Source organism: Variovorax sp. UMC13, assembly GCF_014170375.1.
In the GTDB taxonomy this organism is placed as follows: Bacteria; Pseudomonadota; Gammaproteobacteria; order Burkholderiales; family Burkholderiaceae_C; genus Variovorax.
The window spans coordinates 78,071-95,360 of sequence record NZ_LZZW01000011.1 but is presented as its reverse complement, the minus strand read 5'-3'; the positions used below and the strand labels follow the sequence as shown (position 1 = coordinate 95,360).

At 70.2% G+C, this 17,290-nt stretch carries 15 protein-coding genes; 11 read left to right on the top strand and 4 right to left on the bottom strand.

All coding sequences use genetic code 11. The annotated features are described in order from the left end of the window. Window positions 1-90 precede the first annotated feature (90 nt). Complete coding sequence (locus tag A9977_RS07345) at window positions 91-978, top strand: DMT family transporter (RefSeq protein ID WP_183024231.1); 888 nt, start codon at window positions 91-93, stop codon at window positions 976-978. Between the two features lie 146 nt (window positions 979-1,124). Here the strand turns inward: A9977_RS07345 and A9977_RS07340 are convergent, their stop codons facing one another. From A9977_RS07340 to A9977_RS07330, 3 genes are read right to left on the bottom strand one after another with little or no spacing between them, the layout of a single operon-like run. Beyond that, entirely contained in the window at window positions 1,125-1,880 is a 756-nt protein-coding gene (locus tag A9977_RS07340) for a GntR family transcriptional regulator (RefSeq protein WP_183024230.1), read from the bottom strand. 1 nt (window position 1,881) lies between these two features. Next, window positions 1,882-3,645, bottom strand: a complete 1,764-nt coding sequence (locus tag A9977_RS07335) for a glycerol-3-phosphate dehydrogenase/oxidase (RefSeq protein ID WP_183024229.1) — start codon at window positions 3,643-3,645, stop codon at window positions 1,882-1,884. Continuing rightward, window positions 3,642-5,129, bottom strand: a complete 1,488-nt coding sequence (locus A9977_RS07330; protein WP_183024228.1) for an FGGY family carbohydrate kinase — start codon at window positions 5,127-5,129, stop codon at window positions 3,642-3,644. Before A9977_RS07330 ends, A9977_RS07335 begins: the two co-directional genes overlap by 4 nt. A gap of 179 nt (window positions 5,130-5,308) precedes the next feature. Here A9977_RS07330 and A9977_RS07325 point away from each other — a divergent pair, with 179 nt between their 5' ends. From A9977_RS07325 to A9977_RS07280, 10 genes are all read left to right on the top strand, one after another. After that, complete coding sequence (locus A9977_RS07325) at window positions 5,309-6,358, top strand: substrate-binding domain-containing protein (protein ID WP_183024227.1); 1,050 nt, start codon at window positions 5,309-5,311, stop codon at window positions 6,356-6,358. Between the two features lie 5 nt (window positions 6,359-6,363). After that, entirely contained in the window at window positions 6,364-7,875 is a 1,512-nt protein-coding gene (locus A9977_RS07320) for a sugar ABC transporter ATP-binding protein (RefSeq protein ID WP_405054672.1), read from the top strand. Beyond that, the gene (locus tag A9977_RS07315; protein ID WP_183024225.1) at window positions 7,872-8,873 is read left to right on the top strand and encodes an ABC transporter permease; all 1,002 of its coding nucleotides are present in this window, start codon (window positions 7,872-7,874) and stop codon (window positions 8,871-8,873) included. The genes A9977_RS07320 and A9977_RS07315 overlap by 4 nt, the downstream gene beginning before the upstream one ends. Beyond that, window positions 8,870-9,865, top strand: a complete 996-nt coding sequence (locus A9977_RS07310) for an aldo/keto reductase (protein WP_259651859.1) — start codon at window positions 8,870-8,872, stop codon at window positions 9,863-9,865. Before A9977_RS07315 ends, A9977_RS07310 begins: the two co-directional genes overlap by 4 nt. A gap of 39 nt (window positions 9,866-9,904) precedes the next feature. Further along, window positions 9,905-10,759, top strand: a complete 855-nt coding sequence (locus A9977_RS07305) for a class I fructose-bisphosphate aldolase (protein WP_183024224.1) — start codon at window positions 9,905-9,907, stop codon at window positions 10,757-10,759. A 186-nt stretch (window positions 10,760-10,945) separates the two neighbouring features. Beyond that, complete coding sequence (locus A9977_RS07300) at window positions 10,946-12,157, top strand: ABC transporter substrate-binding protein (protein WP_183024223.1); 1,212 nt, start codon at window positions 10,946-10,948, stop codon at window positions 12,155-12,157. Between the two features lie 177 nt (window positions 12,158-12,334). Next, on the top strand, window positions 12,335-13,255 hold the full coding sequence (locus A9977_RS07295; protein WP_183024222.1) for a branched-chain amino acid ABC transporter permease: 921 nt from the start codon (window positions 12,335-12,337) through the stop codon (window positions 13,253-13,255). Further along, window positions 13,252-14,193 (top strand): branched-chain amino acid ABC transporter permease, encoded by a 942-nt coding sequence (locus tag A9977_RS07290; RefSeq protein WP_183024221.1) that lies wholly within the window; start codon window positions 13,252-13,254, stop codon window positions 14,191-14,193. Before A9977_RS07295 ends, A9977_RS07290 begins: the two co-directional genes overlap by 4 nt. Further along, the gene (locus tag A9977_RS07285; protein ID WP_183024220.1) at window positions 14,190-14,945 is read left to right on the top strand and encodes an ABC transporter ATP-binding protein; all 756 of its coding nucleotides are present in this window, start codon (window positions 14,190-14,192) and stop codon (window positions 14,943-14,945) included. Before A9977_RS07290 ends, A9977_RS07285 begins: the two co-directional genes overlap by 4 nt. Window positions 14,946-14,971: 26 nt before the next feature. After that, window positions 14,972-15,682, top strand: a complete 711-nt coding sequence (locus A9977_RS07280) for an ABC transporter ATP-binding protein (RefSeq protein WP_220811607.1) — start codon at window positions 14,972-14,974, stop codon at window positions 15,680-15,682. On the opposite strand, the gene A9977_RS07275 is transcribed toward A9977_RS07280, so the two are convergent. Next, window positions 15,679-17,286: a hypothetical protein gene (locus A9977_RS07275; RefSeq protein WP_183024218.1), complete on the bottom strand. Its 1,608-nt coding sequence runs from the start codon at window positions 17,284-17,286 to the stop codon at window positions 15,679-15,681. The two genes, A9977_RS07280 and A9977_RS07275, sit on opposite strands and share 4 nt — an antisense overlap. Window positions 17,287-17,290 lie beyond the last annotated feature (4 nt).

Below are 17,290 nucleotides of genomic sequence, written 5' to 3'. Positions count from 1 at the left end.
GGTTCCGGGCTGTCTTTTGGCAGGGCACCAGACAGGCCCGATCCATCGAGCGTCAGCACGAACCCACACCCCACGCCACAATCGCGCCCCATGCCCTCCTTCACCGCGCGCCAGTTCGTCCTGCTCCTTCTCCTGACCCTCACCTGGGGTTTCAACTGGCCGGTGATGAAGCTCGGCGTGGCGGACTACCCGCCGCTGGGCTTCCGCGCGATCTCGATCTGGCTGGGCCTGCCGGTGCTGGGGCTCGCGCTGGTGTGGATGAAGGTGCCGTTCCGCGTGCCGCGCAGCGCCTGGCCCGAGCTGGTGTGGCTGGGCGCCACCAACATGTTCGTCTGGCACGCCTGCATCATCCTGGCGGTGAAGGCGCTGTCAGGCGGACGCGCCGCGATCCTGGGCTACACGATGCCGGTGTTCTCGGCCGTGATCGGCGCACTGCTGTTCTCGGCCGTGCTCACGCGGCGCGCCTGGCTGGGCGTGGGCGCCTGTGCGATCGGCGTCGGGCTGCTGCTGTGGCACGAACTCACGGGCCTCGCGGGACGGCCCGGCTACGTCGCACTGGCGCTGGTGGCCGCCGCCACCTGGGCGCTGGGCACGCAGCAGCTGCGCCACACGCGCATCGGGCTGCCGACGCTCACACTGTCGTTCTGGATGACGGCGATGACGGCGGTGGTGATGACCGTGCTGTCGCTGCTCTTCGAGCGCGAGCAGCTGGACTGGCCCGGTGCCGTGACCTGGGGCTCGATCGGCTACAACGCGGTGCTGATCTTCGGCTTCGCGCACGCCGCCTGGTTCTACCTGGCACGCGGGCTGCCGCCCGTGGCCTCGACGCTGAGCGTGATGTTCATTCCGGTGCTGGGCGTGTTCAGCGGCGCGGTGTGGCTGGGCGAGGTCGTGCACTGGCAGGACGGGGTCGCGGTGGCGCTGATGATGGTCGCGATCGCCTCGGTGCTGTGGCCGGCGAAGGTGGCCCGGGCCTGAAGAAGAAGCCGGACAGCCGGACGCAGAAGGAAGACAAAAGCGACGCAGAAGTCGCAGAAGAAATCGAGATCGATTCTTCGGTTTCTTCTGCGACCTCTGCGCAAGCTCTGCGACCTCTGCGTCCGGCTGCCCGCTCCCGATCCCCCTCAGGTCGTCGTCTGCACGTGCAGGCGGCTGGTCTTGCAGCGGTGCAGCGCGCGGTAGTGCTCCAGCGGCCGGCCGTTGGCGCCGTAGGCGATCGATTCGATGCGCAGCAGCGGCTCCGGCGTGGGCAGGTTCAACAGCTCGCAGGTCTGCGCATCGGGCAGCACCGCGTCGATCCAGCGCTCGGCGCGCACCAGGCGCAGGCCGTACTGGCGGCGCAGCACGTCGTAGAGGGAGCGGTCGTCCAGGCGCGTGCGGTGCAGGCCCGGCGCGAGGTCGGCCGGCACCACGGTCTCGACCAGCAGCCGCAGCTCGCCGTCGACACTGCGCAGGCGCTTGAGCGCCACCACCTGGGTGTCGTCGGTGAGGCCCAGCGACACGGCCTCCTGCGCGGTGGGGGCGCGCAGCTCCTGCGTCAGGATCTGGGTGCGCACCGAGCGGCCCTTGCGTTCCATCTCGTCGGAGAAGCCGAGCACGGTCGAGACGAAGTCCTCGTCGCGCTCGCGCGCCGACACGAAGGCGCCGCGGCCCTTGATCTTGTAGATGAGGTTGTTGCGCACCAGGTCGGCCAGCGCCTCGCGCACCACGATGCGCGAGATGCCGAACTGCTCGCCGAGCTCGGCCTCGGACGGCAGCTTGGCGCCGATCGGCAGCACGCCCTGCAGGATCTGCAGGCGGATGGCATCGCGGAACTGGGCCCAGAGGGGCGATTCGGAGCCGCGGTCGAGCACGGTCGTGGGGTCGGTGGAAGCGTTCACGTTAGGACTGGCCAAGGGCCGAGCGGTTCGTCAATGATGCATCGAAAGCAGAGGGCGCCCTGGGCTGCACCGGCGCGAGGCGCACGCCGTGCCGCTCGCGCAATGCGGTGGCGCAGGCCTGCAGTTCCCGATGCTGCCGGTCAGCGTCCCAACCCAACGCCTCGGCGGCGACGGCGGCCATCTCGGCCAGCGCGGCGTCGGTGACCAGACCACGGATCGCGAGCAGCGTTCGGCGGATCACCAGATCGTCGAGATGGACCACGCCCGTTTCGCGGCACAGGTGGCGGAGTTCGGCCATCGAATGGTCGGGCGCATGCAGCAGCGGCACGTCGCCCGCCGCGGCAAAGCCTTGTGCCAGCGGCAAGGCCTGCGTGCCGTAGCGGCGCAGCAGCGTGCGGGCGCGCGCAGGGCTCAGGCCGGAGGACGTCACGATGCCCGCCAGGAAGCGCTCGGTGGCCGCGGCGTCGGCCGGCAGGTCCGCGGCGCCGCCGATGGCCAGCGCTGCGGTCGATGCGCTGCGCGCGCGGCCCAGCAGCCGCAGCACGGCGTCGGTGGCCTCCTCGGCCAGCGCGCGGAAGGTGGTCCACTTGCCGCCGACCAGGCCGACCACCGGGATGTCGCGCGTGCCATCGGGCGCATCCACCACCACCGAGTGGTCGCGCGAGATCTGGCCCGGCTGGTCGGCGTCGGAGCGCGCGAGCGGGCGCACGCCGACATAGGTGTAGACCACGTCGCCGCGGCCGAAGGCCAGGTTCGGAAAGACTTCGGCCAGCACCTCGAGCAGGTAGTCGACCTCGGCCGGCTCGGTCGCGATCCGGTCGGGGTCGTCCACCGGGATGTCGGTCGAGCCCACCAGCACTCGGCCGAGGAAGGGATAGACGATGCACACCCGCCCGTCCGCGGCCTCGAAGTAGGCCATGCGGCCCTCGAGCGCATCGCGCAGCGCGGGATGGTCGAGCACCAGGTGCGAGCCCTTGGTGCCCATGACCCGCGCCGGGGCGCCGCCCAGCAGCGACGCACTGCGGTCGAGCCAGGCGCCGGTGGCGTTGACCACGGTGTCGGCCGTCACCTGCACCAGCGCGCCCGTGAGCTCGTCGCGCAGCGTGAGCACCTTGCCCGCGCAGCCCGTCACGCGGCAATGGTTGACCGCGGCCGAGCGCGGCTGGTCGCGGCAGGCGTCGCCGATCAGTTCGAGCACCAGCCATTCGGGATGACGGATCCAGGCGTCGAAGAAGGTCGCGGTCCAGCGCACGGCGGCACGGAACAGGCGCCGGTCGGCCGGTGGCACGCGGCGGATGCGATGGGTGGGCATCACGCGCTGGCGCCGGCCCAGCAGGTCGTAGAGCCGCAGGCCCGCGGCCACCGCCAGCAGCCCGCGCGTGCGCGGCGGCGGCGTGCGGCCGAAGAACTTCAGCGCACTGCTGACCAGGCCGCCGGACAGGCTCGACAGCGGCACCACGGTCTCCAGAGGCTGCACCAGGTGCGGCGCATTGCGCAGCAGCCGGTTGCGCTCGCGCGTGGCCTCGGCCACCAGCGAGAAGCTGCCGCTCTCGAGGTAGCGCAGGCCGCCGTGGATCATGCGCGAGGGCGCGCTGCTGGCGCCCGCGCTGAAGTCGCCCTTGTCGACGATCAGGCAGTCGACGCCCTGCAGGCACAGGTCGCGGAACACGCCGACGCCGTTGATGCCGGCGCCGATGACCACGGTCGAGAAGTGGCGCTCGGCGATCGCGGCCGGGCGCACGAAGGGCTGTGGCGCGGCGCTCATTGCACGCCTCCGGCCAGGTGCGAGAACACAGGGGACATGGTGTCGATCAGTTCGTTGAAGCCGGCCTGGAAGTCCGCATGGGCCTGGGCCTCGCGCGCGTCGGGCTCGACGCCGTCGCAAGGCGCGAGCAGCACGCTGCCGGGTGCGGCGTGGTCGATGTCCTGCGACATGGCGGCATAGAGCGCCGCCCCGCGCGCGCCGGTCTCGTCGTCGGCGCAGCGCTCGACCGGGCGGCCGAGGAAGGATGCGAGCAGGCGCACCAGCCGCACGTCGCTGGCGCCGCCGCCCAGCACGGTCGAGGCCGACACCGGCAGGCCGCAGGCCGCGAGGCGCGCCGTGTGGCGGGCATGCAGCGCCGCGGTGGCATCGACCACCGCACGCGCCATGTCGGCGCGCGTGTGATGGCTCTGCAGACCGACGAAGCCGGCCGTGATGCCGGCGCCGCCGTTGACGAAAGGCAGGAAGCGCAGGCCGCGCGCGCCCAGCGGCACCGACATCGCGAGGTCGAGCACGGCCCGCGCATCGGGCAGGCCCAGCACGCCGGCCAGCCAGGCGATGTTGGCCATCGACGAGGGGCTGTTCTCCAGGTAGAGCCGCTGCTGCGCGCGGCCGAAGTTGACCACCGCCACGACATCGGGCTGGGGCGCGATCACCGGTCCGATCACCGCGTTCACGCACCAGGTGCCGAGCACCGACACCGCGCGGCCGCGCGCCTCGGCGCCGACCGCGGTCATCGAGGCCAGCAGGTCGATGGCGCCCATCGCGACCGGAATGCCCGCAGGCAATCCGCACGAATCCGCCTCCGCGGGCCGCAGCAGGCCCATCACCTCGCCGCTGCGCAGCAGCGGCCCGAAGGCGCGCGGGCCGAGGCCGGCGATGCCCGAGGCGTCGAAGGCGGCCTGCGACCACTGGCCCGAGGCGATCGCCAGCAGCCCCGCGGTGCTGGCGTCGCTGGCATCGGTGGCGATCTCGCCGGTCAGCAGGAAGCCCAGGTAGTCCTTGGCAAACAGCAGGCGGTGCAGCAGGCCGCGCTGCACCGCGTCGGCGCCTAGCAGCTCGGCCGCGATCACCGTGGGCTGGCCCGGCCAGGGCTGGCAGCCGACGTCGGCGAACAGCGCCGGGCCGTGCCGCCGCGCCAGCGAACGCGCCCTTGCATCGGCGCGCTGGTCGGTCGAGGCCACCGCCCTGCCGCCCACCAGTTCATGGTTTGCATCGAGCGCATAGAGCCCGGCGCCGTGGCCGGTGCAGCCGATGGCGCGCACCTCGTTCACGCGCGCGCCGAGCTGGTGGGCGACGTCGCGCAGCACGTGGGTCAGGGCCGAGCGGATGGCGAGCGCGCTCGTTTCGCATCCGCCCGCAGGCAGCCGGTCGTGCGGCAGGGGCAGCCGGGACAGCGCCAGCGCCCGGCCGCTCCCGGCGTCGAGGGCCAGGGCCTTGAGGCTGCTCGAGCCCATGTCGATGCCGATCAGTATGTTGGACTTCATGTAATAACAGCTTCGATGCAATGAAAGCGTGTTTCCAGTAGCGTTTCCCCTAGTTATCTGGAGAAACGTGCTGCGCTTACATTCTACCTGTCATAACAACTGTCGTGACAACAAGGTCCTGCAAGGCTTGCTCGAACAGCAGGTCGCCAGCTCTGCCAGTCCACGTGAGGAGACAAAGAATGAGGCGTAATTTCCTGAAGTCCGCAGCCGCCGCCGGTATCGGCCTGGCCGGCGCCAGCGCGCTCGCGCAACAGCAAGCCGCTGCCCCTGCCGCGGCCGGCACCGGCCTGCGCGGCAATGCCGGCGACGTCTACGTGATGAACGTGATGGTGTCGGGCGTCGAGTACTGGTTTCCGGTCTACGAGATGATGAAGCAGCTCGGCCGCACGCTGGGCGTGAAGACGCGCTACACCGGCACGCCGGAGTACGACGTGAACAAGCAGCTGGCCTCCTTCGAGCAGGAGCTGGCGCGCAAGCCGGCGGGCATCCTGCTGCATCCGATGAACCCCGACCCCTTCATCGAGCCGATCAACCGCGCGGCGGCGATGGGCATCCCGGTCGTCACCTTCGCGGCCGACTCGCCCAACTCCAAGCGCACCTCCTTCATCACCTCGGACAACGACCGCGAAGGCACGCAGGCGGCCGACGCGATCGCGGCCTCGATGGGCGGCAAGGGCGAGTACGCGGTGCTCGAGAACCCGGGCCAGGACAACCATGACCGCCGCATCGCCGCCTTCATCAACCGCATGAAGGCCAAGCACCCGGGCATGAAGCTGGTCGGCCGCGCCGCCAGCAACCAGGACCCGAACAAGGCCTACCAGGCGGTGCTGAGCCTGGCGCAGGCCAACCCGAACCTGGGCGCGCTGTTCATGCCCGAGGCCAACTCGGCGCTGGGCGCGGCGCAGGCCAAGGTGGAAAGCAAGAAGAACATCAAGGTGATGTGCTGCGACGTCAACGCCAAGATCCTCGACATGATCAAGTCGGGCGACGTGTTCGGCTCCATCAACCCCAACCAGGGCATGCAGGGCTACATGGGGATGATGATGCTGTTCCTGGCCAAGAACCCGGGCCTGATCGACCCGATGAACGACGCCAAGCGCAACGGCACCAATCCCATGGCCGTGCCCTTCCTCGACAACGGCCTGGCCGTGGTGAGCAAGGCCAACGCCGACGACTTCTACTGGGACAAGTACCTCGCGCGCCGCGGCACCAAGGGCATCGGCGAGTGAACGCAGTGAGCGATCTGCTCGCACTGCGCGGCATCGGCAAGCGCTTCGGCGCTTCGCGCGCGCTCTCGGGCGTGGACTTCTCGCTGGCACGCGGCGAGATCCACGCGCTATGCGGCGAGAACGGCGCGGGCAAGTCCACGCTGATGAACATCATCGATGGCATCCACCAGCCGGACGAGGGGCAGATCACGCTCGACGGCCAGCCGGTGGTCATCGACGGCCCGGCGCATGCGATGCGCCTGGGCATCGGCCTGGTGCACCAGGAGATCGCGCTGTGCGCGGACGCCACCGTGGCCGAGAACATCTTCATGCCGGAGATCAACGCCGGCCGGCAGGCGTGGATGGACTACGCCAGCCTCAACGCGCGCGCCGCCACGGTGCTGCAGCGGCTGGGGCAGGCCATCGACCCCGCGGCGCGCGTGGGCGCGCTCAGCATCTCGAGCCAGCAGCTGGTCGAGATCGCCAAGGCGCTCACGCTCGACTGCAAGGTGCTGATCCTCGACGAGCCCACCGCCGCGCTGACCGACAACGAATCGGCCGCGCTGTTCAAGGTGCTGCACGACCTCAAGGCCCAGGGCATCGGCATCGTCTACATCAGCCACCGCATGGCCGAGATCTTCGCGCACTGCGACCGCGTGACCGTGCTGCGCGACGGCCGCAACGTGCACAGCGGCCCGCTGGCCGAACTCGACGCCGACGCGCTGGTGCGCCGCATGGTCGGGCGCGACCTGGGCAACTACTACCCGCCCAAGCAGCAGGCCTCGGCCGCGGGTGATGCCGTGCTGGAGGTGATCGACCTCGCCGACGGCGCGCGCGTGCACGGCGTGTCCTTCACGCTGCGGCGAGGCGAGATCCTCGGCATCGCGGGCCTGATGGGCGCGGGCCGCAGCGAGCTGGCCGAGACCGTGTGCGGCCTGCGCCCCGCGACGCGCGGCACGGTGCGGCTGCGCGGCAAGGCACTGTCGATCCGCAAGTACAGCGACGCACTGCGCGCCGGCATCGCCTACCTCAGCGAGGACCGCAAGGCGGCCGGGGTCTACCTCGACCTGCCGATCGCGCAGAACATCGCCTCGATGGCGCTGCAGCGCGTGAGCTCGCGCTTCGGGCTGCTGCAGCGCGCGGCCGAACACCGGCTGGCGGTGGCCTTGGGCGCCAAGCTCAAGCTGAAGTCGGACGGCGTGGCCATCGCCGTGGCCAGCCTGTCGGGCGGCAACCAGCAGAAGGTGGCGATCGCCAAGCTGCTGGCCACCGAGCCCTCGGTGCTGCTGATGGACGAGCCCACGCGCGGCGTCGACGTGGGCGCCAAGTCGGAGATCCACCACATCCTGCGCGAGCTCGCGAACCAGGGCACGGGCGTGGTCGTGATCTCCTCGGAACTGCCCGAGATCATCGGCCTGTGCGACCGCGCGCTGGTGATCCGCGACGGCCGCCTGGCCGGCGAACTGCAGGGCCACGACATGACGGAAGAGGCGCTGCTGCGGCTGGCCTCCGGACTATGCGAACAGGAAACAGCATGAACCCTCCAGCACAACTCGACGCCGGCCTGCCTCCGCGACCGACGAAGCCCGCCCTCCAGCTCATCCGCATGCGCGAGATGGGCCTGCTGCTGATCATCGCGGCGCTGTGCGTGGCGATGAGCTTCGCCTCGCCCTACTTCCTCACCTGGGACAACGTGCGCGCGATGCTGCTGTCCTTTTCCATCGAAGGCATCGTGGTGGTGGGCATGACCATCCTGCTGATCGTCGGCGGCATCGACCTGTCGGTGGGCTCGGTGGTGTGCTTCGCGATGGTGGTCACGGGCAAGCTGTTCCTGATGGGCCTCGATCCGTGGACGGCCGGGCTCATCGCCATCGCCGCGAGCGCGGGCATCGGCGCGCTGATCGGCGGCTGCGTCACGCGCATCGGGCTCAACCACTTCATCGCCTCGCTGGCCTTCATGGTGATCGTGCGCGGCCTGTGCCTGGCGCTCACGCAGGGCACGCCGCAGTCGCTTTTCTCGCTGCCGGCCGAGTTCAAGTTCATCGGCCAGGGCACGCTGTTCGGCGTACCGGCCGTGATCCTGATCTTCCTGGCGATCGTGGTGGTGAGCGACTTCGTGCTGCGCCGCTCGACCCTGCTGCGACGCGTGTTCTACACCGGCAGCAACGAGAAGGCCGCGCTCTACTCGGGCATCCGCGTGGGCCATGTGAAGTTCTGGGTCACGGTGCTGTGCTCGGCCTCGGCCGGCCTGGCGGGCGTGATCTACACCGCGCGCTTCGGCGCCGCCACGCCCACCTTCGGCATGGGCATGGAACTCAACGTGATCGCCGCGGCCGTGATCGGCGGCGCCAGCCTCAAGGGCGGCTCGGGCACGGTGCTGGGCGCGGTGCTGGGCCTGGCGCTGCTGTCGGTGGTGACCAGTTCGCTGATCCTGCTCGACGTCTCGCCTTACTGGCAGGACGTGATCAAGGGCTTGATTCTGCTCGCGGCCGTGACCATCGACCACCTCCTGAACACACGAAAGACCCAGCGATGAACGCAGCCGCCATGAAGAAGACCACGCTCGGCCCCTCGGGCATCGAGTGCTCGGCCATCGGCCTGGGCACCTGGGCCATGGGCGGATGGATGTGGGGCGGCGCCGACGAGGCCGCGGCCGTGCGCGCCATCCAAGCCTCGCTGGACGCCGGCGTGACGCTGGTCGACACCGCGCCGGCCTATGGGCTGGGGCGCTCGGAAAGCATCGTCGGCGCCGCGCTCAAGGGCCGCCGCCACGAAGCCGTGATCGCCACCAAGTGCGGGCTGGTGTGGCACACGCGGGAAGGCACGCACTTCTTCGAGGAAGACGGGCATCCGGTGTACCGCTACCTCGGGCGCGAATCGATCGTCCATGAATGCGAAGAGAGCCTCAGGCGCCTGCAGACCGACCACATCGATCTCTACATCACGCACTGGCAGGACGGCACCACGCCCGTGGCCGAGACCATGGACGCGCTGCTCGCACTGAAGAAGCAGGGAAAGATCCGCGCCATCGGCGTGAGCAACGTGAACCCCGAGACGCTGGCCGAGTACCTGCGGCACGGCCCGGTCGATGCGGCGCAGGAGCGCTACAGCCTGATCGACCGCGAGATCGAGCAGACGCTGCTGCCGCTGTGCGCCGAGCACGATGTCGCGGTGCTGGGCTATTCGTCGCTGGCGCTCGGCCTGCTCGCGGGCCCCATCGACCCCGCGCGCCAGTTCACCGGCGACGACCAGCGCGCGAGCAACCCGCGCTTCAGCGCCGGCAACCGCGCCAGGCTCGCGGCCTTCTTCGAGACGCTCGAGCCGCTGCGCCAACAGCTCGGCTGCTCCTTCGGCCAACTGATGATCGCCTGGACGCTGGCGCGCGGCAGCGTGTCGGTGGCGCTGTGCGGCGCGCGCGTGCCGCAGCAGGCGACCGAGAACGCAGCCGCCGGTGCGATCGCCCTGCACGACGAGGCGCTGCAACGCATCGACGCGGCCACGGCTACGCACCTGCACGCGCTGGCCTGACTTCCCTCCCCTCTCCTCTCCACTCAAGGACCTCTTCCCATGTCGAAGGACAAGACCGCACGCCTGAACCGGCTGCTGCACAACGGGCGCTGCCTGGACATCGCGCTCGACCACGGCGTGTGCAACGAGCCCACCTTCCTCGACGGGCTCGAGGACATGCCCGCGGTGATGGACAAGCTGGTGGCCGCCGCGCCCGACGCCATCCAGCTCAACCTCGGCCAGGCCGACCTGCTGCAGCACCGGCCGGGCCGCGGCCGCCCCGCGCTGGTGATGCGCCTGGACATGGGCAACCCCTACAACGCGACCCGGCACCGCGCGATGTGGGCCGTGCTGCAGAACCACGACGACCCGGTGCTGCCCGCGGTGCAGATGGACGCCGCCTGCGTGGTGCTCAACCTGTTCATGCTGCCCGACGAGCCCGACCTGTTCCGCCAGTGCGTGCAGAACATCGCGCGCGTGCGCGCCGACTGCGACCGCTACGGCATGCCGTTGATGATCGAGCCGCTGGTGATGCAGGCCCCGACCGCCGGCAGCCGTTACAGCGTCGACGGCGATGCCGACAAGATCGTCACGCTGACGCGCCTGGCACGCGAGATGGGGGCCGACATCGTCAAGGCCGACCCGACCAGCGACCCGGCCGACTTCCATCGCGTGGTGCAGGCCGCGCGCTGCCCCGTGCTCGTGCGCGGCGGCGGCCGCGAGGACCTGCAGCAGGTGTTCGCGCGCTCGCGCGTGCTGCTGGACCAGGGTGCCGTCGGCATGGTCTACGGGCGCAACGTCTACCAGCACGCCAACCCCTCGGGCGTGGTGGCTGCGCTGATGGCCATGATCCACCGCGGCCTCGGCGCCGAGGCGGCCTGGCGGCTCTACGAAACGGGCGGCACTGCGGACTGAGGCGGGCGCAAGGGGACGCGGACGCGGCGGCGCGTTCGCGCGACCAAGGGTTGGCACCATTCGTGCAAGCCCCGTTGACACCAGATGCTTCATGCATAAAGTATTGACTTGTGAATGAAGTGGCTCCGCACAATGCCGGGGCCGCACGCATCGATGTGGTGCCAACCCTTACTTACCGGAGTCTCCATGCGCACGAAGATCACCCCGCCGCCCGCCGCGACCCGCCTGACCCGTTCCCTGTGCGCCCTGGCGCTGGCCTCCGCCTTCGGCTTCGCCGGTGCCGCGATGGCCGCGCCGGTGAAGGTGGGCCTGGCCCTGGACATCTCGGGCCCCTTCGCCGCGCTGGGTGCCGAGGCGCGCGACGGTTTCGCGCTGGGTATCAAGCAGCTGGGCGGCAAGCTGGGCGGCCAGCCGGTCGAGTTCATCCAGGCCGACATGGCGGGCAGCCCCGACCAGGCCAAGCAGCTGGTCGACCGCATGATCCAGCGCGACAAGATCGACCTGTTCAGCGGCCCGATCGGCTCGAACATCGCGATCGCCGTCGGCCCCACGCTGTTCGCGGCCAAGGTGCCATATCTCTCGTCGAACGCCGGCCCCAGCCAGTTCGCGGGTGCGCAGTGCAATGCCTATTTCTTCGGCACCGCCTACCAGAACGACCAGTTCCATGAAGCGGCCGGCAAGTTCGCGCAGGATCGCGGCTTCAAGAAGATGGTGCTGATCGCCCCCAACTACCCGGCGGGCAAGGACGCGCTGGGCGGCGTCAAGCGCCAGTTCAAGGGCCAGGTCGCCGACGAGCTCTACACCAAGCTGGGCCAGATCGACTACGCGGCCGAACTCGCGCAGATCCGCGCGGCCAAGCCCGACTCGATCTACTTCTTCCTGCCCGGCGCAATGGGCATCAACTTCATCAAGCAGTTCGTGGGCGCGGGCCTGTCGAAGGACATCACGCTGGTCACCAGCGGCTTCTCGGCCGACGAGGACGTGATCGGCGCCGTGGGCGAACCCATGCTGGGCCTGTTCAACACCTCGCATTGGGCGCACGACCTCGACAACGCGCCGAACAAGGCCTTCGTCGAAGCCTTCAGGAAGGAATACAACGGCCGCTACCCCTCGCTGTATGCCGCCCAGGCCTACGACGTGATCCTGGCCATGGACGCCGCCGTGAAGCAGGCTGGCGGCAACGCGCAGAACCGCGAGGCCGTGATCGCCGCCCTGAAGAAGGCCAACTACGCCTCGACCCGCGGCAGCTTCAAGTACGCGAACAACCACTTCCCCATCGAGAACTTCTACCTGCGCGTGATCGGCAAGGACGCCCAGGGCAAGGTCACGAACAAGACGGTGAGCACGCTGCTCACGAACTACGGCGACACCTACGCCGACAAATGTCCGCTGAAGTAAGCGCCTCGCAGTAGCCCATCCGACAGACGGACTTCAGGACGCAGAAGGCGCAGAGGTTTCGCAGAAAGCGCGAAAGGACAGCCAGGGAATTCCTGGATCTGTCCCGATGCATCTTCTGCGTCCTCTGCAAAACCTTCGCGTCCTCTGCGTCCGGCTGCCCGCATCCTTCTTCTCCCAATGACCGGCATTCTCTTTCTCGAGCAATTGCTCAACGGACTCGGCTTCGGCCTGATGCTGTTCCTGCTGGCCGCGGGGCTCACGCTGGTGTTCGGCATCATGGACGTGCTGAACCTCGCGCACGGCTCGCTGTTCATGTCGGGCGCCTATGTCGCGGCGCAGGCCCACCAGCAGAGCGGCTCCTTCGTGGCGGCCATCGTGCTGGCCGTGGTGGTCACGGTGGTGGTGGCCGCGCTGCTCGAGGTGCTGCTGATGCGCCGGCTCTACAAGCGTGACCACCTCGCGCAGGTGCTCGCGACCTTCGGCGTGATCCTGGTGGCCGACGACATCGTCAAGATGATCTGGGGCCCGTCGCCGGTGATGGCGCCCACGCCCGCGGCCCTGAGCGGCCCGGTGCAGCTGATGGAGGGCCTGCCCTACCCGGCCTACCGGCTGGTGATCCTCGGCGCCGGCGTGGCCGTGGCGCTGGCGCTCTATGTGCTGGTGAACCACACGCGCGTCGGCATGCGGGTGCGCGCCGGCGCCTCCGACCGGCCCATGGCCGAGCTCATGGGCGTGCGCGTGGGCCGCATCTTCAACGGTGTGTTCCTGCTGGGTGCGGCACTGGCCGCGCTGGCCGGCGCGCTGATGGGGCCCATCGTCGCGGTGCAGGTCGGCATGGGCGAGCAGATCCTGATCCCCGCGCTGGTGGTGCTGGTGATCGGCGGCATCGGTTCGGTGCGTGGCGCCTTCGTCGCCGCACTGCTGGTGGGCCTGGTCGACACCATCGGACGCGCCTTCCTGCCGATGCTGCTGCGCGCCACGCTGCCGCCGGCCACCGCCGCCGACCTCGGCCCGCTGTTCGCCGAAGTGGCGATGTACGCGCTGATGGTCGTCGTCCTGATCTTCCGCCCCTCGGGCCTCTTCTCGGCACGCGCATGAAGCCCCGTACCCTTCTTCTCGTCGCGCTGCTGCTCGCGCTCGCGGCCTTCCCGCTGGTGGCACCGTTGTTCGGCATGGAGTTCTACGTCGGCTTCATGCGGCGCGTGCTCATCATCGCGCTGGCCGCGGCCAGCCTCAACTTCATCCTGGGCTTCGGCGGCATGGTGGCGCTGGGCCATGCGGGCTTCATCGGTGTCGGCGCGTACACGGTGGTGGCCCTGTCCGATGCGGGCGTGGTCTCGGCCTGGGTGCTCTGGCCCGCCGCGATGCTCTTCGCGGGCCTGGTCGCCGCGCTGATCGGCACGGTGGCGCTGCGCACGCGCGGCGTCTACTTCATCATGACGACGCTGGCCTTCGCGCAGATGCTGTACTTCATCGCGGTGTCGCTGCGGGCCTACGGCGGCGACGACGGCTACACGCTGCCGGCGCGCCCGGTGCTGGGCCTGGGGGTCGACCTCGGCAACGAATCGAACTTCTACTGGGTCGTGCTGGCGCTGGTCGCGCTGCTGCTGGCCTGGATGCACCGCGCCACGGGCGCGCGCTTCGGCCATGCGCTGCGCGGCATCCGCGACAACGAGACGCGCATGCGCGCGCTGGGCTACCCGGTGTTCCGCATCCAGCTGGCGGCCTTCGCCATCGCGGGCGCGATCGCCGGCCTGGCTGGGGCGCTGCTGGCGGGCGGCAACGGCTTCATCAGCCCGGGCGCGATGCACTGGACCCAGTCGGCCACGCTGCTGGTGATGGTGGTGATCGGCGGCCTGGGCCGCAGCTGGGGCGGCCCCGTCGGCGCGGCCGTGTGGCTGCTGCTGGAGGAGGTGCTCAAGCAGCACACCGAGCACTGGCACATGCCGCTGGGCCTGCTGCTGATCGCGGTGGCGCTGTGGGCGCCCAAGGGGCTGGCGGCGCTGTCGCGCAGGAAGAAGGCGGTGGCCGCATGAGCCTGTTCAGAATCGAAGGCCTGGTCAAGCGCTTCGGCGGCCTGCTCGCGACCGACCATGTGAACCTCACGGTGGATGCCGGCGAGGTGCATGCCTTGATCGGCCCCAACGGCGCCGGCAAGACCACGCTGATCAACCTGATCTCGGGCCTGCTGAAGGCCGATGCCGGCCGCATCTGGCTGGGCGAGCGCGACATCACCGGCCTGAAGGATCACCAGCGCGTGGGCGCGGGCCTGTCGCGCTGCTTCCAGGTCACGCGCGTGTTCGCCAACGAGACGGTGCACGACAACCTGATGCTGGCGGTGCAGGCGCACGCGGGCAGCAGCATGCGCTTCATGGCGCCGCGCGCCGATGAGGCGGCACTCGTCGCGCAGGCCGAGGCATTGGCCGAGCGCGTGGGCCTGGCCAGCGAACGCCAGCGCATCGCCGGCACCCTGCCGCACGGCGCGCAGCGCGCGCTCGACGTGGCGCTGGCGCTCGCGGCCCGGCCCAAGCTGCTGCTGCTCGACGAACCGATGGCCGGCATGGGCCCCGACGAATCGGCGCGCATGGTGACGCTGATCGAATCGCTGCGCAGCGAGATGGCCATCCTGCTGATCGAGCACGACATGGACGCGGTGTTCAAGCTCGCCCACCGCCTCACCGTGCTGGTGCAGGGCAAGGTGCTGATGACCGGCACTGCCGATCAAGTGCGCGGCCACCCCGACGTGCAGGCGGTCTACCTGGGCACCGAAGCGGAAGGGCACGCATGACCCCCATCACCACCACCCTCAAGCCCCTGCTCGACGCCAAAGCCATCGAAGCCGGCTACGGCGCGAGCCAGGTGCTGTTCGGCATCGACATCGACGTGCGCCCCGGCGAGGTGCTGGCGCTCCTGGGCCGCAACGGCATGGGCAAGAGCACGCTGCTCAAGGTGCTGACCGGCACGCTCAAGCCGTTGCGCGGCAGCGTGCGCTTTGACGGCACCGACATCGGCGGCGCCAAGCCCGACGTGATCGCGCGCCGCGGCGTGGCGATCGTGCCCGAGGGCCGGCACGTGTTCCCGAACCTGAGCGTCGACGAGCACCTGCGCGCCTTCGCGCGGCCGCGCGCCGACGCGAAGCACAGCGCACCACGCTGGACCGTCGAGGCGCTCTACGGCCTGTTCCCGCGCCTGGCCGAACGCAAGGCCAACGCCGGCAACCAGCTCTCGGGCGGCGAGCAGCAGATGCTGGCCATCGCGCGCGCGCTGACGACGCACCCGCGCCTGCTGATCCTTGACGAGGCCACCGAAGGCCTGGCCCCGGTGATCCGCGAGGAGATCTGGCGCTGCCTGGCCACGCTCAAAGCCGAGGGCGAAGCGATCCTGGTCGTCGACAAGTACGTGCAGCGCCTGCTGCCGCTGGCCGACCGCCACCTGATCCTCGAACGCGGCCGCGTGGTGTGGCGCGGGGACTCGGCCGCGCTGGATGCGGACCGGAGCCTCTGGGCGCGCTACCTGGGGGTCTAAGCCCGCTCGAGGCAGTCGCCGATCTTCGCGACCAGCCGCAGCTGGCTGCGATGGATCATCGGGTTCATCGATTCGTTGCTCGAGAAGCGCCAGCCCTCGGGCATCCACAGCGTGGACGCGAAGTCCTCGCCGTGCCGCACCAGTGGCGGAAAGATCGTGACGCAGCGCAGCCGCAGCGCTTCGAGATAACGGTCGATGGTGTCCTTCATCGTGTCGTTGCCCGCCACACGGTAGGTCGCCAGTGCCGCCAGCGCGGGCGGTCCGTAGATGCCGAAGACCATGCCGATGACCGAGTCCAGCCGCAGGAACAGGTCACTCCCGCTGGCCTCGACCGCCTTGACCTCGGCGCGCTCTGACAAGTCGGTCAGCAGGCCCGAGAACAGGTCCCAGCGGCCGGCATGCAGGTCGAGGTGCTCGAGCGTCTTCGCCAGCCTCGCTTCGAAGTCCTCGCCGAACTCGGCATCGTCCTCCGACACGATCAGCCGTGTGCGTCCCGCGGCCAGCGCACGGCGTGCCATGAAACGGTAGCTCAGGGCCGTGCCCTTCCATCCGTCGAGCTGGCGCAGACCGGGAAAGAGCGCGGCGCCGGGCCGCAGGTGGGCCCGTGCGCTCTCGAAACGGGCCAGCGACTCCGGCAGGCAGAGCACGAGATGGTCCGCGTCCAGGCGCGTGCCGCGCGTGGCGCGCTCGAAGGCCTCGTCGTCGATCGCGCCGCAGCCATGCAGCGCGCGCGGCAGCAGATGGGCCAAGCCCAGCGCGGAGTCATCGACGGCGCCCGCCGGGTCGAGCGGCACATAGAAGGTCTGGTACAGCGCGATGCCGCGCGCCTGCAGGGTCGCGATGTGCGCGAGCGATGCATCGAAGATGGCCAGCGACTCGGCCAGCGGCGCGAGCACGGCCTCCGCCAGGACCGTCGCCTGCTCGGCCGGCTCGACCAGCCACACGATGCGCCGTTCGGCCGGCGGCAGCCGGGTGAAGGCGCAGGGACTCACGACGAGGTAGAGCGCATCGGTGAACTGCGCGGGCATCGCGGACACGAGGGTGCATCTCAGGCCGGTCTGGGCCAGGCTGCGTTCGATCGAGGCACCAGCCTCGCGCAGCGCGGGCGGCACGACGAGGGTGAGCGTGCGCAGCCCCTGGAACAGGCCCGTGTCCAGCAAGGCCCGCATGCGCTCGCGGTAGTCGGAGGGCTGGACGCGCGCGGCCACCGGCGTGCTCATCCAGTCGGCAGCGGGCGCCGGCAATGCCACGGCCGCGGGCGGCGGCGGCGGGCGCAGCCGCTGGACGATGCGGCGCAGCACATGGCGCACGGCGCGCACCGGGTGCCGCAACGCCAGCCGAAGCCGCGAAGGCCGGGCCAGCGCCTGCGCGAGCCGGTCGATCTCCGCCTCGCGCTGCGCCAGCGTCTGCCGCAGGCCATCGATCTCGGCCTGCTGGCGCGCCAGTTCGCCACCGAGCTCACCCAGCGTGCGCCGTCGCGCGTCGATCAGGGCATGCTGGGACTGCAGCGTGCCGGAGAAGTAATGCAGGGCCGCGCGCAGCGAGCGCGCGGCGGTCGGGCGCTCGTCGCGCACCGAGCCCGGTTCGAGGGTGGGGTGTTCCATGGTC

Bases quoted from the DNA above. Each gene is read 5' to 3' on its own strand.
- A9977_RS07345 (WP_183024231.1), top strand. From the start codon at position 91: ATGCCCTCCTTCACCGCGCGCCAGTTCGTCCTGCTCCTTCTCCTGACC.
- A9977_RS07335 (WP_183024229.1), bottom strand. From the start codon at position 3,645: ATGAGCGCCGCGCCACAGCCCTTCGTGCGCCCGGCCGCGATCGCCGAG.
- A9977_RS07330 (WP_183024228.1), bottom strand. From the start codon at position 5,129: ATGAAGTCCAACATACTGATCGGCATCGACATGGGCTCGAGCAGCCTC.
- A9977_RS07325 (WP_183024227.1), top strand. From the start codon at position 5,309: ATGAGGCGTAATTTCCTGAAGTCCGCAGCCGCCGCCGGTATCGGCCTG.
- A9977_RS07315 (WP_183024225.1), top strand. From the start codon at position 7,872: ATGAACCCTCCAGCACAACTCGACGCCGGCCTGCCTCCGCGACCGACG.
- A9977_RS07310 (WP_259651859.1), top strand. From the start codon at position 8,870: ATGAACGCAGCCGCCATGAAGAAGACCACGCTCGGCCCCTCGGGCATC.
- A9977_RS07305 (WP_183024224.1), top strand. From the start codon at position 9,905: ATGTCGAAGGACAAGACCGCACGCCTGAACCGGCTGCTGCACAACGGG.
- A9977_RS07300 (WP_183024223.1), top strand. From the start codon at position 10,946: ATGCGCACGAAGATCACCCCGCCGCCCGCCGCGACCCGCCTGACCCGT.
- A9977_RS07295 (WP_183024222.1), top strand. From the start codon at position 12,335: ATGACCGGCATTCTCTTTCTCGAGCAATTGCTCAACGGACTCGGCTTC.
- A9977_RS07290 (WP_183024221.1), top strand. From the start codon at position 13,252: ATGAAGCCCCGTACCCTTCTTCTCGTCGCGCTGCTGCTCGCGCTCGCG.
- A9977_RS07285 (WP_183024220.1), top strand. From the start codon at position 14,190: ATGAGCCTGTTCAGAATCGAAGGCCTGGTCAAGCGCTTCGGCGGCCTG.
- A9977_RS07275 (WP_183024218.1), bottom strand. From the start codon at position 17,286: ATGGAACACCCCACCCTCGAACCGGGCTCGGTGCGCGACGAGCGCCCG.